Here is a 13,308-nt window from a genome sequence, read left to right as displayed (position 1 = left end):
GAAATTGAGGGTAAATTTACGAAATTCACATTAAAAGCTAGCAAAATTGGCTCAAAATAATCAATTTATCAATTATTAGTAATCAATACAAATCCACTTGAACTTCTGGATCAAAGCTTACTTGAATCATTTCGTTTAAAGAAGTAGATAGCGAAAGTCCTTTATAATCTGCTTTTACAGGGAATTTTTTGTGACTCCTATCTACTAAAACAGCTGTTTTAAGTTGCTTTAACGGAACTTCAAGGAATTTTTTAACAGCGTAAATCAACGTAGCTCCAGAGTTAAGCACATCATCTACAATAACTACTGATTTATTTTTGTAACTTGACACTTGTAAATCAGAATGATCTGAATTTAGAGGATTTTTTTTATTGATATGAACTTCACATAATTCTACCTGAATAGGCGAAATTTCTTCAAGGTAAGTCTTAAGTAGTTCTGCAAATTTAAAACCTGATTTGGCTATTCCTGCTAAGACTAATTGATTTTCATTACTATGGTCTTCATAAATCTGAAAAGCAATTCGCTTTGCTTTATGATAAACTTGTTGCTGATTTAATATTTTTGTTTTTTTCATTTTTTCTGAAAATTAATAAAGAGTTCTTTTCCTTGTCTTTTAGGATGAGAATTATAAGCCTGTTCAAGCTTTTGAAAATTAAAATAATCTTGAAATCTACGCTGGTATTCTTTTTTACTTCCTCCGTAGGGAGGACCTTCATTGGTAAGCGGAAAATCAAACAAAAGCCCTACCAAATGAGCTTTATTTTTCAGCAAGGAATACATCTTATGTACATATTCATCCCTTTTAATTGGTGGAATTGCACAATAAAAGGTCTGTTCTATAATCATATCAAACTGACCTCCAAAATCAAAAAAATTAGCTTGATGAATATGGTTTTGAGGAAAACTCGGATAGTTTTTTTTAAACTTATCTAAAGGAGGATGTGATATATCTAATACATGAACATTAGTAAAATCATTTTGATGTAAATAAGCTGCTTCGTGAGCATTTCCTGCGCCTGGAATTAAAATTTGCTGATTTTTATCGGTTAGTCCATCAAAAAAGGCTTTCAAAGGAGGAGAAACTTGACCTATATCCCATCCTATATCCTGTTTTTTATATTTTTTTTCCCAAAAAATTTGGGTGTTAGATTTCGTCATATTCATTATCAATATCTAAGTAGTCATCAATTTCTCTTCGGTCTTTCTTGGTAGGTCTTCCTGTACCTTTTTTCCTGTAATATTCTTTCGAATACTTCAATAGGTCAAGTTTTTCTAGGTTTTCTTTTGGCGTAATATCCATACAATAAATGGAAACTAGCTTTGCTCCCACCCTAGAATCAGGATAATCAAGAACTTTTATTCTGTAATTAATCTGATTTTTTCTAAGTTCAACAACATCTTCAGGAAAAACCTCTCTTGAAGGTTTAACCGCCTCTCCTCTAATTTTTACTTGCCCATTTTTGCAGGCTTTAGTTGCTATGCTTCTTGTTTTAAAGTAGCGTACACACCATAAGTATTTGTCTATTCGCATAATCTTTTCAAGACTCTTTCGTTTACACTTCACAAAAATAAGAGAAAATCGTATCTTGCACCCAAATTTAAGATAAATAATGAAGTTGAAAAACCTACCTTTAATTCTATTGCTATTTATTGTTGCTTTCAATATTTCTTGTGACGATGACGATGACGATAATGATTTTGCAGATGTTAGAGACCCTACCGAAGTAAGAGACGAAAACAAAATTGAAATAGAAAATTTCTTAGAAACACATTATTATGAAATTGAAGAAAATTCTTCAAATAATAATTTAAGGAATTTGGTTTTTCACGAATTAGATGAAGATACCGAAGAATCTCCTATTATTGAATCTGAATTTTTAGAATCAAAGGTAATAACTCAACAAGGTGTAGATTATACCTTATATTATTTAAAAATTAGAGAAGGTAATTCAGAACGCAGAAAACCTACTTTTGCAGATTCAGTATTTTTAACACTAAGAGGTCAAACCATTAGGAAAACAGTCTTTGAGGATATTCCAAATCCTACTTGGTTAGATAACACGCAAAGCATTAGAGGACTTAGAGAAGCTTTGGTAGAATATAGAGGCGCAGGTGATTTTACAGAAAACAATGATGGCACTTTCTTTTTTGATGATGATTTTGGCTATGGCGCTGTTTTTGTTCCATCTGGAGTTGCTTATTTTGCCGTTCCACCTACAGGAAGCGGAATTCGAAGTTATGAACCAATTATTTTTTCTTTTCAAATGTACCGAAGCAGGGAAACCGATCACGATGGAGATGGAATTCCGAGTTGGTTAGAAGATTTAGAAGACACACGAGATGTTCTTGACACCGATAGCAACAATGATGGCTCTCCTAACTTTATTGATGTTGATGATGATGGTGACGGAGTCTTAACCAGAGATGAAGTTGAATTTGATGAGGATGGAAATTTGATTCAACCTTTTCCCGATTCTAATGGAAACGGTACACCAGATTACTTAGACCCTACGTGGCCTACTGAAGATTAAATTGAAACAATAAAATTTAGATCAGGTCATTTTTTACATTTAAAATTGACTTAATTTTCTATTTTCATAAAATTAAACCGATGAAAAAAAATCTAATATTTTTTATACTAGCTATTCTAACTTTGGCTTGTGAAAATGATAAAAAGAAAGGTGTTGAAATAAAAGAAGAAGCCGAACAAGTAAATAACGAAGGGCTGATAAAAATGCAGGCCGGTAATTACGATGAAGCCTTAAATTTATTTAACAAAGCCATTGACATAGATAGTAATTATGAAGAACCGCATGTTAACAAAGTTGAAATTTTCCTGAACAATTCTGAATACGATAAAGCGATTAAGGAAATAGACCTTATTACCACAAAAGCTCCAGAAGTTGCTGAAAACTGGGTGCTTGCTGGAATTTTTGAAGAAAAAAAAGGAAATCAAGAAAAAGCCTTTGAACATTACAGAACAAGTATAGAGAAATTTGAAAAACGAATAGAAGCTGAGAAAAAAACTAACGCGGAAACAGAATCTGAAAATTTTGACAGCTTAGTGGGGATTGTGTTTTCATACATTTTGTTAGAAGACTTTGAACAAGTAGATGCCTATATCACTTTGCTTGAAGAAGAGGAGGATGCTGATGAACAAATGATTAGTTTCTTGTTAGACTTTAACAAGGAAACCTATATAGAAAATATCTTTCCTGATTTTAACTAAAGGAAAAGTCTAAAATCTTCTTCTGAAGTCATATCCGATTCATTTTTTTTACGAAAAAACAACTGTTGTTGGTTTCTACTTACCTGTTGGTCATAAAGAAGGTCATCAGTTACATTGTGGAAAATCAATCCAAAAAAGTAATACTTGCCATGCTTGTATTTATGATTGATTACTAAACTCCCTTCTTTATTGATAGCTAGCTGCATTCTGTCTATTTTAGTTTCCCAATACAAGGGAGGTAAACCTATATTTTTACGTTCAAAATAAACTTGGTAATAATTATTTTCAAATGTTCCTGTATAGGTTTTAGACACTAATTTGCCACGTTGATTTTGGTAACTTATACGCAGGTCTTCATCTTCAGTAAAATCCATATAGATAGCTCCCGTAGGAGTATCGGTTATAGCTAATGCATCCAAAAATGAGATAAATCTATAATTGGTTTGGTTAGTCATATAAGGAAAATTATCAAAATAAAAAGAAGTGTCTATGCTGATTTCTGAAAGTTCTACATCCTTTAATTTAATACTACTTCCGCAAGAAGTAAGATGTATAAGTACAAAAACAGCAAGTAAGCCGCTGCTATGAATAGGCAGAATATTATTCTTCAATGAATTTTTTATAATGCTCATAGCGTTTAAAGATTTGTTTGACATAATTATAAGGTTCAATACCTCTTACATAACCGTACCTCATTTCGGGGAGGTTATAATATTCAGGCTGCGATAAATCCAAAATAGACAATTCTACATTATCATCCCAAACAAGAGGATCTCTGTCTTTTAATTTAGCTATCCGTTGGGCATCTTTAAGATGAGCATAACCACAATTGTAAGCCGCTAAAGTAAATTTAATACGTTGAATGGAATCTTGGATGTCATCATTTTTTTCCCATAACTGTTTTAAGTAATAGGTTCCACCTTTCACACTTTCGTATGGGTCGTTTGGATTAATATTGAGTTCTTTGGCAGTTTCTGGCATGATTTGCATTAATCCTCTAGCTCCTGCCCAAGATTCTGATTGAGCTTGAAATTTCGATTCTTGAAAAGTTAATGAAGCTAATAATCGCCAATCCCAACCAATTTCTTCAGCGTATTTTTTAATCATATCATCATAGGGACTAATCTTCTCATCATTAATGCTGTAGAATTCGCTTTTTACGCGAGCTTTATATTTGCGTTTATTCTTGTAATATTTATTAAAAATTACATGGAAATCGACTTCTTTTTTAAATTCATCAATCCAGGTATTTACAGCTTCAAGCAATACAGGAGAATTTTTTCTTACGCCCCAGCCAATTTGTTGTGAAAAACTAACTTGAGTATTGGCATCTAAAATAGGGTAATAAGAAGCATTAATATTGGCAATATTCTGATCTACAACAGTGTATTTGATTTTGCCATCCACCACCATTTTTATTATTTCTTCTGTGGTTTTTGTTCCTGGAATGGTATCGATAACAATTTCACCACCTATTTCCTGGCTTAAGGACTTCATCCGCTCAGCGTAAGAAGAATTCTTTTTTACTGAAACCGTGTCACCAATAAGTTGAATTGGATCAGTAATTAAACGGTTTTTGATCTGATGCAATTTCATTCTTCGCCAATTATCAGGTTTTCTCTGAACTAAAACCTGATTTGAAAAATAAAGAGGATTGGTAAATTCTATATATTCTTTTCGGCTAGGTAAAATAGTGTAACCATAAGCAATCAAATCGCCTTCACCAGCAAGGAGCATTTCCATCAACTCATCTTCATTTCTTGCTATTACAACTTCTAGTTCTACCTCTAAATAATCTGCCAAACGCGTAAGCAACTCATACTCAAACCCCATGGTTCTGCCGCGATAAAGAAAAAAAGTAGTTCCGCTGTAGGTAGTAATAGCGCGAAGTTTTCCTCGTTCTTTTATTTCCTGGAGATCAACTTCAACCTTGCTCAATTTTAAATTCTCTGATAAACTTTTAGTGTTTTTAGAATCATTCTTACAAGCAAAACAAACAAAGATTAATACTAAGTAATAATATTTCATCATAATGATTATTTTTTTCAATTTACAAAAAAATTGAATAACAACAAGAAAGTAGTTAGGTTAGTAGCCAAATCGTTACTTAGGGAAATTTGAAAAATCAGTTCCTGTAGGATATTCAAAAACTTCTAAATCAAAATAAGGTACTGAAGCGAAGACATGGTCAAAAATATCGGCCATTATTCCTTCATATTTAGCCCAAGTTTTATCTGCACTAAACGCATAAATTTCTAGTGGCACTCCATTTGGTGTTGGAGCAAGATGCCTGCACATAATCATCATTTCCTGATTAACGCCTGGATGTTTTCTCAAATAAGCGTCTATATATCGTCTAAATAAACCAAAATTAGTCATATTCCTTCCATTAACTAAAACTGATTTATCGGCATTATTATTCGAATTAAAAGTTTCTATTTCGTTACTTCGTTCAGTAACATAATTAGCTATAAGTTGAACACTTTTATATTTTTCAATTTCTTGATTGGTTATAAATTTAATGCTTTGGCTTTTAATCAAAACGGATCGCTTCATTCTTCTTCCGCCAGATTGCGCCATTCCCCGCCAGTTTTTAAAGGAATCTGAAATTAAGTAATAGGTAGGAATTGTAGTTATGGTATTGTCAAAATTCCTCACTTTAACGGAAGCTAAGTTAATTTCAAAAACATCTCCATCGGCATTGTACTTTTCCATTGTAATCCAGTCGCCAATCCGAACGGTATCATTAACTGTTACCTGAATGCTAGCAACAAATCCTAAAATTGTATCTTTAAAAACCAATAACAAAACTGCCGATAATGCTCCTAAACCTGTAAGTAACTTAAGTACTGATTGCCCTGTAACTATTCCAAAAATAAAAATTAGAGCAAACAACCATAAAACAATCATTACCACTTGAATATAGCTATCAACTGGTTTATCTTTAAAAGCTGGAATAGTTCTTAAAAAGTCTTTAAGTGTAAGTAAAATACTTCGCAGCAGCCATATTACAAAAACCACAGTCAGGACGCTAACTAATTTTTCGGCAATAATTTCAAAATTAGAAAAATCATAGAACAAATCTGGTATGAGTAACGAAATAAAATTAATGGTTAGTAAATTAGAAAGATGAAGAAAGGTCTTGTTTTTAACTAAAAAATCGTCAAAATTGGTTTTTGATTGAGCTGCAAAATTAGCCACAAGTGTTTCGGCAATATAGCGCATTAAACGGAAAAGGACGTAGGCCAAAATTAAGACTATTACTAAATTAATACTTAAGTTTAAGCGACTTGCTAGTAGTTGAGAGTAGCCTTTTTCAATAAAAAAATCGTAAAAATACCGGGATAATTCAAATACACTCATGGTTTGGAATTTAATGCAAAACTAACAAAAAAGCTAAGATAGATGATGAGTTGGTGAATTAAATTAAGCTCTCAAATTAATTCAATAAAAACAATTAAATAAGTACATTAAAATGGGGTAATGTGTCTAAAAAACTTATTTTTGCCCAAAATTACTAAAAGTTCTTATGCTTACAAGAAGACATATTCGCACAAAAGTTATGCAAAGTATTTATGCTTATAATCAAACTAAAAGGGATCAAATAAGCACCGAAGAAAAGTTTCTGGATAAGAGTATTCAAGACATGTATGATTTATTTATTCTCAATTTAGATTTACTCATACAAGTAAAAAATCAAGCACAACGTTATTACGAGCTAGCACAAAAAAAACACCTGGCTACAGCTTCAGATAAAAAGCCTAATTTAAGATTCATCAACAATCAAGTTATTAGTCAATTAGAAACATCTGATGAACTACAACAACTAATTCAAGATAGAAAATTAAAAAATTGGACTGTTGACGATGAAATTCCAAGGGAAATTTGGGATCAACTTTTTAAAAGCGATCTTTACCATGAATATCTACAAAATGAATACACCAGCTACAAAGAAGATAAGAATTTTATAATAAAATTTTTCAAGAAGATTCTTGCCCCAAATCAAGTTTTATATGAATACTATGAAGACCATAAACTTACTTGGCTAGATGATTTCCCCATAGTAAATACAAGTCTTGTGAAATTTTTACAACATTTTAAAAAGGAGGATGAAGAAATTAACATACCTGCTTTGTTTAAAAATTTTGAAGATAAAAATTTTGCTAAAGATCTATTTAAAAAAACAATTTTGAATTATAATGAATTACTTGCCGATACAGATGGTAAAACGCCAGGTTGGGAAAAAGATAGAATAGCAGAAATTGACCAAATTTTAATCTGTATGGCCTTAGCTGAATTTAAAAAATTTCCAAGTATTCCTATAAAAGTAAGCATCAATGAATACCTAGAAATTGCCAAAGAATACAGCACACCAAAAAGTAGCTTTTTTATTAATGGAGTACTTGATAAAATGGCAAAAGAATACAAAGAAAAAGGCGAAATAAATAAAATAGGCAGAGGACTTATGTAATCGTTTATTTTTTCTTATTTTTGAAACCAAAATTTAAAAACATATTAAAATGAAAAAGGTATTTTTATTGTTAGTTTCATTTGCATTAGTATCCTTTACTTCTTGCAATGAAGACGCTTCAAAAAAAGTAGATGAAAAGAAAGTAGCGGAAGCTTCTGAAAAGACAGCCCAAGAAGACAAATTTCCAGTATTGAGTTTTGATACTAAGGAGCATGATTTTGGAAATGTTGAAGAAGGAGATGTGGTTGAACACACTTTTACTTTCACAAATACTGGTGATGCACCTTTAATCATTAGCAATGCAAAAGCTTCTTGCGGTTGTACCGTTCCTTCTTATCCAAAGAATGAAGCCATTGCTCCTGGTAATCAAGGTGATATGACTGTGAAGTTTAACACAAGAGGAAAACCTAACCAACAAATGAAAACAGTTAGAATTACAGCTAACACTGAATCTGGAAGAGAAACGATTAGAATTAAAGCATTCGTTAATCCAAAAGAAGGAGGTGCAAAAGCAGGTTCTCCAGTAAAATAAATTATGGAACAAATAACAGGATTACTTCCTTTACTCTTGATTTTTGTGGTTCTCTACTTTTTTATGATTAGACCACAGATGAAACGCCAAAAGGAAGAAAAAAAGTTTATTGAAGAGCTAAAAAAAGGAGACAAAGTGGTTACCAAGAGCGGTATGCACGGCAAAATTGTTGATTTTAGTGAAAAACTAAATGCGGTAATCATTGAGTCTGGAGCTGGAAAGCTTACTTTTGATAAATCGTCTATTTCAAACGAATTATCTCAAGCACTAAATAAACCAAAAGAAGAAAAGAAAAAATAAACGAGTTAATCTGTTTATTTTCTTAAGCTAAAAAGGAGCAATCAAAATTGCTCCTTTTTTTGTTGTAATAAAACATCTCCTTCATAAATTTCTTTAATTTTCTCAGTAATCCTAACTTTTCAACTAAAAAAGAATTAAAATACTAGTAATTAAAAGTATAATTTGAATTTTTTGTAGTCGTTTACTAAATTTTATTATCTTTGAACCATATAATCCCTATAAAAACAAATGAATTTTTTTGAACGTCTATTTGGTAAAACAGAGAAAAAAAAGGCTGGTAGAACCAATAAAGACCCTGATTTAAGTAAGTTTACCCCAGAGCCAAAACTTCCTATTGATGAAATGTTCACAAAAAAGTTCACGAATAATGGTGGTAAATTTTTGTATTGTGAAAATGAAGCTGAATTACAAGCTTGTTTTTATTCAATTTTAAAAGAAAATGACTGGCTAGAAGCTGATGTTTTTTGTGCTAACAAAGAGATTCAAAAAAGATTTCAAATTTCTGAAAACCAAATAACTAACACCGAAAAGTCAACTTATTTTTTAGCCACCTGTGAATACTTAATTGCTAATACTGGAGCGCTTTTAGTTACTTCCAATCAAATTGGAGAAAAAAAACTAGCTGAATTACCTTTTAATTTTATTGTAGTTGCCTCCACTAGTCAGTTATTAGAAACAATTGGTGAGGGATTACAACTTATTAAGCAAAAAAACAGAAAGCAAATTCCTTCTAACATAACAACGCTTAAAAACTTTAAAGTAGGAGAAGATGAAGAAGATTTTATGACCTACGGAAGTCCAAGCAAAAACTTATATTTACTTCTTTTAGAAGATTTATAGAATGAAAGAACTTATTAAAAGATCCATTACCGGTCTCATCTATATATTTCTTATTGTAGCTTCTGCCCTCTTAGGAAAAGAAGCTTTGCATATTGTATTCTTGTTTTTTGGGATGATTTGTTTATACGAAGTTCAAAGGCTTCTCAACTACAAAACAATAATTAGTTACATTCTTTTGTTCGGACTCATTTTGCTAAATCAAACAAGCAGTTATATCCAAGAGTATTTTATTTTTTTAATTCCTGTTTTCATAATTGTAGGTATTGTACTCATCAAAAACTTATTTTCCAATAGTAAAAGCTTAATCAATGTGAACAAGCATTTAGTCATTAACTTTTATATAATACCTGCTTTTGTATTATTGCCCAATTTACCTGAAATAAGTATTATCAGCGGAAAACCTTCTCAATCTGAACCTTTGATTTTAATAGGTTATTTCCTTTTGGTATGGTGTAACGATTCCTTTGCTTATGTTTTTGGTAAAAATTTTGGAAGAAAAAAATTGTTTGAAAGAATTTCACCTAAAAAAACTATAGAAGGATTTTTAGGTGGAGCAATTATGTGTGGAATTGCAGGAATTGTTTTTTATCATTTTACGCATACTTTAAGCGTAAACGCTTGGATTGGAATGGCGGTCCTAGTGAGTGTATTTGGTACTATTGGCGATTTAGTACAGTCTAAATTTAAACGCATTGCACAAGTAAAAGACAGCGGAAATATTATCCCTGGACATGGCGGAATTTACGATAGGATGGATAGTACCGTTTTTTCTATTACATTTGTATATGGATTTTTAATATTATTAAGTTATGTTTCATAAAGAAGGATTTAAGATTCTTACAGTAGCTATATTACTACTAATTGGTATCAACCTAATTACCAATTATTATTCGCAAAATAACCTGCTTATTTACAGTGTATTTGGTGTTAGTATGTTACTATTTCTAATTGTAGCTCAATTTTTTAGAAATCCTAAAAGAGGAGTTGATGAAAGTGAAGAATACATCGTTTCTCCTGTTGACGGAAAAGTAGTGGCTATCGAAGAAGTTGAAGAAAAAGAATACTTTAAAGACAAACGTATTCAAGTTTCAATATTTATGTCGCCCATAAATGTTCATGTAACTCGATATCCAATTAGCGGAACTGTTGCTTACAGCAAATACCACCCTGGTAAATTTTTAGTGGCTTGGCACCCTAAATCTTCAGAAGAAAACGAACGAACCACAGTGGTTATTTCTTCTAAAAAATACGGAGATGTTCTTTACCGTCAAATTGCTGGTGCATTGGCTAAAAGAATTGTAAATTATGCTTCTGAAGGGCAAATGATTAAACAAGGAAACGATAGTGGATTCATAAAATTTGGGTCTAGAGTAGATTTATTCTTACCTTTAGATGCTAATATTGAAGTTGAACTTAATCAAAAAATGCGTGGTGGAGAAAGTATCATTTCTAAAATTTAATCATGGAGAATTTATACCAACTTACAGATGATGATTTAACCCAACTTTTTGAAATCGCATTTCAAAAAGTAAGTAGTACATCAAAAAAATTTAAACAAGATACCTTACTCTATTTTTATGCCTATTACAAACATGCTAATGAACAAAGTAATTTAAAAATAATCCATCAGCCCGAAAATGGAGAAGAGTTAGTTAATGCATTCAAAGCTAATGCATTATTCCAAATTAGAGGCTTAAGTAAGAAAGATGCGAAAATAAAGTATATTGAATTGGCTGAAAAACATCTTGGTAAAGAGATTACCAACGAAGTTGAGCGCTTACTGAAACGAAAAGCCTAAGTCTAAGCTTCTTCTAGTTAAAACCAAAAGAAATAAAAACCTATTAAATCCAAGACTCACTACTTCGCTCTAGTCGATATAAAATGTAATTTTGTATTTGAATGGCTTGTTGGTAAGGCAAATAATTTATTACTTCTCTTCCGGAAGCTGTATAAATTACCAAATCTGCATGAGCGTTAAACTGCTGAAAAATAGTTCGCTTTATAAAAACTGATTGAACTTTATACAAAGCTAAATACTTAGTAGATGTATTGATGCTTCCCCCGCCAATTTTTATTAAATCCTTACTTACTCCTACGTAAGATTTTCTGTAAGCTAAATAATTTACCACTCCTAGAATGAATGCGATGAAAAAAGCAATAATACTAGAATGTACCCAACCTAAAAAGTATTGCCCTACTAAAAAAGCAATTGTAAATACTACAGATTGACGCCAAAACAAACGAATGATATACCTCAAGCTACTTCTTATATAAGTAAATAACTGACTTCGTGGCCTATCAAAAATAGCTTCAAAAAAAATATTGGTTTGAGACGGGGTTATGCCCACCAAGCCAATTTTTTGGGCGTTAGTTAAACTTACTGATGAGGCTTGACTCACAAATAGGTTTTGAATATTAAGCCATTTTTTTATTGGATTAGTATCAATCTCTACCACTTGGGTTTTGTTCTTTTTAATTACTTGATTAACGCGCTTAATTAATCCGTATTCAACCTCAAAATTATTTCTCAAACGCACTACACGAAGTCCAAAATACTTAACCATAACCGATAAAACCGTTATTAAAAAACCTAAGAACAATAAAAAGGCTATAAAAATGAAGGCAAAAGTTAGTGTTTCAGGAATTCGATTGAAAAAATCTTCTTCAAAATCAATAGTTAAGAAATGAGATAATACATCAAAGAAAAAATTAAACAATGTACTTATAAAGAGAAGTAGCAAACTAAGTCCTTTTAAAAAATTAGAGCTTACCCCCACCTTAAAGAGAGAAATAAAATCTAATTCCATTAATTCGTTAGCAGGTTTTGACGAGGAAGAATATTCAACTTCAGGTGAATGGGTGTGTGTTAATTCTACTTCAGGATTGACTTTCTTTACATCTTCTAAAAGTTGATTTTTTAAAGCTACTGCTTTTTCTCTTCGCAGCGCTTTAATGTTAATTTCAGCTGTTCCTTCTCCCGCTGTTTCAACTTGAAAACCAACCACATTTAAAAAGCGTTGAAAAATATTTTGTTCAATGTTTATATTTTGAATACGCTCAAAAGGAATTTCAATACTACTGCGTTTTATCACCCCTTGATTTAGGTGAAAAGATTGTCCTTTAATTTGAAATTTGAACTTTATATATAGCAAATAGGCATAACCAAAGGAAAACGCTACGACTATAAAAATGGCTAAAATAAAATAATTGAAGATAAAAGCCCTAAAGTTTGCATTGAGTAAAGGAACAAAAAAAGCAAAAAAGTAACGACGTATTTTTTGGACTACATTGGCAAAAAATATAATAAATACGCCTCTAAAATCCTGAAGCTGTGCTTTTGAAAAATCATAATCTTTCATCAGGCTTGGTTATATTAGATTTTTGTTCTTCGTCCTGAGCTATCTCAGAAGTGTATAAATCTTCCTCAATAGCTGCCACCTGAAGAATTTTAGCTTTTAATTTTTCGGCAGTTCCTAGCGGAATACCATTAATTACTAAATCGCCTGTTGAGGCTCCAGCTGTATATAATTTCAAGGCATAAAGTTGAAAAAATCTAAGCAATGGACCTTGTTTAATTTCTACATGTTGTACTCGCTTAAAAGGAACCACGGTTTCAGTAAAAACAAAAAAACCTTTTTGATGAATTATATCCAATTCACGTAAACCAAATTTTCTTCGGGCAAAACCTTTATGAATTTCAATTCCTGTTAACAAAAAAATAAAGCTTAATACAGTGTAAATACCAAGCAAGTAAAGTATAGGAATTGGCCATAAGTAATAAACAATTATTGGAGCTGGCATTAGAATCAAAAAAGGAACAAGCCACCCTAACCAAAGAACTGTTTTGTACTTTTTGGCTACAGGATGTAATTGAACCGATTTAAAATCGGGTATTTCTGCTAAATTAACTTCTAAGTTACTAAATTCCATTAG

At 31.4% G+C, this 13,308-nt stretch carries 17 protein-coding genes; 9 read left to right on the top strand and 8 right to left on the bottom strand.

Translation table 11 applies throughout. The features are described 5' to 3' along the window. Positions 1–82: 82 nt before the first annotated feature. From G7034_RS01855 to G7034_RS01845, 3 genes are read right to left on the bottom strand one after another with little or no spacing between them, the layout of a single operon-like run. Positions 83–577, bottom strand: coding sequence for a phosphoribosyltransferase family protein (locus tag G7034_RS01855; protein ID WP_166399263.1), 495 nt, complete (start codon positions 575–577; stop codon positions 83–85). Beyond that, the gene (locus G7034_RS01850; RefSeq protein WP_317163713.1) at positions 574–1,161 is read right to left on the bottom strand and encodes a class I SAM-dependent methyltransferase; all 588 of its coding nucleotides are present in this window, start codon (positions 1,159–1,161) and stop codon (positions 574–576) included. Before G7034_RS01850 ends, G7034_RS01855 begins: the two co-directional genes overlap by 4 nt. Further along, the gene (locus tag G7034_RS01845) at positions 1,148–1,534 is read right to left on the bottom strand and encodes an RNA-binding S4 domain-containing protein (protein WP_166399261.1); all 387 of its coding nucleotides are present in this window, start codon (positions 1,532–1,534) and stop codon (positions 1,148–1,150) included. The genes G7034_RS01850 and G7034_RS01845 overlap by 14 nt, the downstream gene beginning before the upstream one ends. 79 nt (positions 1,535–1,613) lie before the next feature. Here G7034_RS01845 and G7034_RS01840 point away from each other — a divergent pair, with 79 nt between their 5' ends. After that, complete coding sequence (locus G7034_RS01840) at positions 1,614–2,534, top strand: FKBP-type peptidyl-prolyl cis-trans isomerase (protein WP_166399260.1); 921 nt, start codon at positions 1,614–1,616, stop codon at positions 2,532–2,534. An 80-nt stretch (positions 2,535–2,614) separates the two neighbouring features. Then, positions 2,615–3,232 (top strand): tetratricopeptide repeat protein, encoded by a 618-nt coding sequence (locus G7034_RS01835; protein WP_166399259.1) that lies wholly within the window; start codon positions 2,615–2,617, stop codon positions 3,230–3,232. On the opposite strand, the gene G7034_RS01830 is transcribed toward G7034_RS01835, so the two are convergent. The 3 genes from G7034_RS01830 to G7034_RS01820 form a co-directional block, all read right to left on the bottom strand. Further along, positions 3,229–3,864: a hypothetical protein gene (locus tag G7034_RS01830; RefSeq protein WP_166399258.1), complete on the bottom strand. Its 636-nt coding sequence runs from the start codon at positions 3,862–3,864 to the stop codon at positions 3,229–3,231. The two genes, G7034_RS01835 and G7034_RS01830, sit on opposite strands and share 4 nt — an antisense overlap. Next, positions 3,833–5,263, bottom strand: coding sequence for an MltF family protein (locus tag G7034_RS01825; RefSeq protein WP_246166714.1), 1,431 nt, complete (start codon positions 5,261–5,263; stop codon positions 3,833–3,835). Before G7034_RS01825 ends, G7034_RS01830 begins: the two co-directional genes overlap by 32 nt. 72 nt (positions 5,264–5,335) lie before the next feature. Further along, the gene (locus G7034_RS01820) at positions 5,336–6,595 is read right to left on the bottom strand and encodes a mechanosensitive ion channel family protein (RefSeq protein ID WP_166399257.1); all 1,260 of its coding nucleotides are present in this window, start codon (positions 6,593–6,595) and stop codon (positions 5,336–5,338) included. A gap of 166 nt (positions 6,596–6,761) precedes the next feature. Here G7034_RS01820 and G7034_RS01815 point away from each other — a divergent pair, with 166 nt between their 5' ends. The 7 genes from G7034_RS01815 (at position 6,762) to G7034_RS01785 (ending at position 11,173) form a co-directional block, all read left to right on the top strand. Next, positions 6,762–7,703, top strand: a complete 942-nt coding sequence (locus tag G7034_RS01815) for a transcription antitermination protein NusB (RefSeq protein ID WP_166399256.1) — start codon at positions 6,762–6,764, stop codon at positions 7,701–7,703. 49 nt (positions 7,704–7,752) lie between these two features. Beyond that, on the top strand, positions 7,753–8,235 hold the full coding sequence (locus G7034_RS01810; protein ID WP_166399255.1) for a DUF1573 domain-containing protein: 483 nt from the start codon (positions 7,753–7,755) through the stop codon (positions 8,233–8,235). Between the two features lie 3 nt (positions 8,236–8,238). Beyond that, the gene (gene yajC / locus G7034_RS01805; protein ID WP_166399254.1) at positions 8,239–8,535 is read left to right on the top strand and encodes a preprotein translocase subunit YajC; all 297 of its coding nucleotides are present in this window, start codon (positions 8,239–8,241) and stop codon (positions 8,533–8,535) included. Positions 8,536–8,763: 228 nt separating this feature from the next. Further along, on the top strand, positions 8,764–9,375 hold the full coding sequence (locus G7034_RS01800) for an LUD domain-containing protein (protein ID WP_166399253.1): 612 nt from the start codon (positions 8,764–8,766) through the stop codon (positions 9,373–9,375). Position 9,376: 1 nt separating this feature from the next. After that, positions 9,377–10,195 (top strand): phosphatidate cytidylyltransferase, encoded by an 819-nt coding sequence (locus G7034_RS01795; RefSeq protein WP_166399252.1) that lies wholly within the window; start codon positions 9,377–9,379, stop codon positions 10,193–10,195. Then, positions 10,185–10,835, top strand: a complete 651-nt coding sequence (locus G7034_RS01790) for a phosphatidylserine decarboxylase family protein (protein WP_166399251.1) — start codon at positions 10,185–10,187, stop codon at positions 10,833–10,835. The genes G7034_RS01795 and G7034_RS01790 overlap by 11 nt, the downstream gene beginning before the upstream one ends. A 2-nt stretch (positions 10,836–10,837) precedes the next feature. Further along, entirely contained in the window at positions 10,838–11,173 is a 336-nt protein-coding gene (locus G7034_RS01785; RefSeq protein ID WP_166399250.1) for an acyl-CoA-binding protein, read from the top strand. A gap of 43 nt (positions 11,174–11,216) precedes the next feature. Here G7034_RS01785 and G7034_RS01780 read toward each other — a convergent pair whose 3' ends face one another. After that, positions 11,217–12,734, bottom strand: coding sequence for a PH domain-containing protein (locus tag G7034_RS01780; protein WP_166399249.1), 1,518 nt, complete (start codon positions 12,732–12,734; stop codon positions 11,217–11,219). Then, positions 12,721–13,305, bottom strand: a complete 585-nt coding sequence (locus G7034_RS01775; protein ID WP_166399248.1) for a PH domain-containing protein — start codon at positions 13,303–13,305, stop codon at positions 12,721–12,723. The genes G7034_RS01780 and G7034_RS01775 overlap by 14 nt, the downstream gene beginning before the upstream one ends. Positions 13,306–13,308: the final 3 nt, after the last annotated feature.

It is taken from the genome of Psychroflexus maritimus (assembly GCF_011089875.1).
GTDB classification, from domain to species: Bacteria; Bacteroidota; Bacteroidia; order Flavobacteriales; family Flavobacteriaceae; genus Psychroflexus; species Psychroflexus maritimus.
This window is presented reverse-complemented; position numbering and strand designations above follow the sequence as displayed.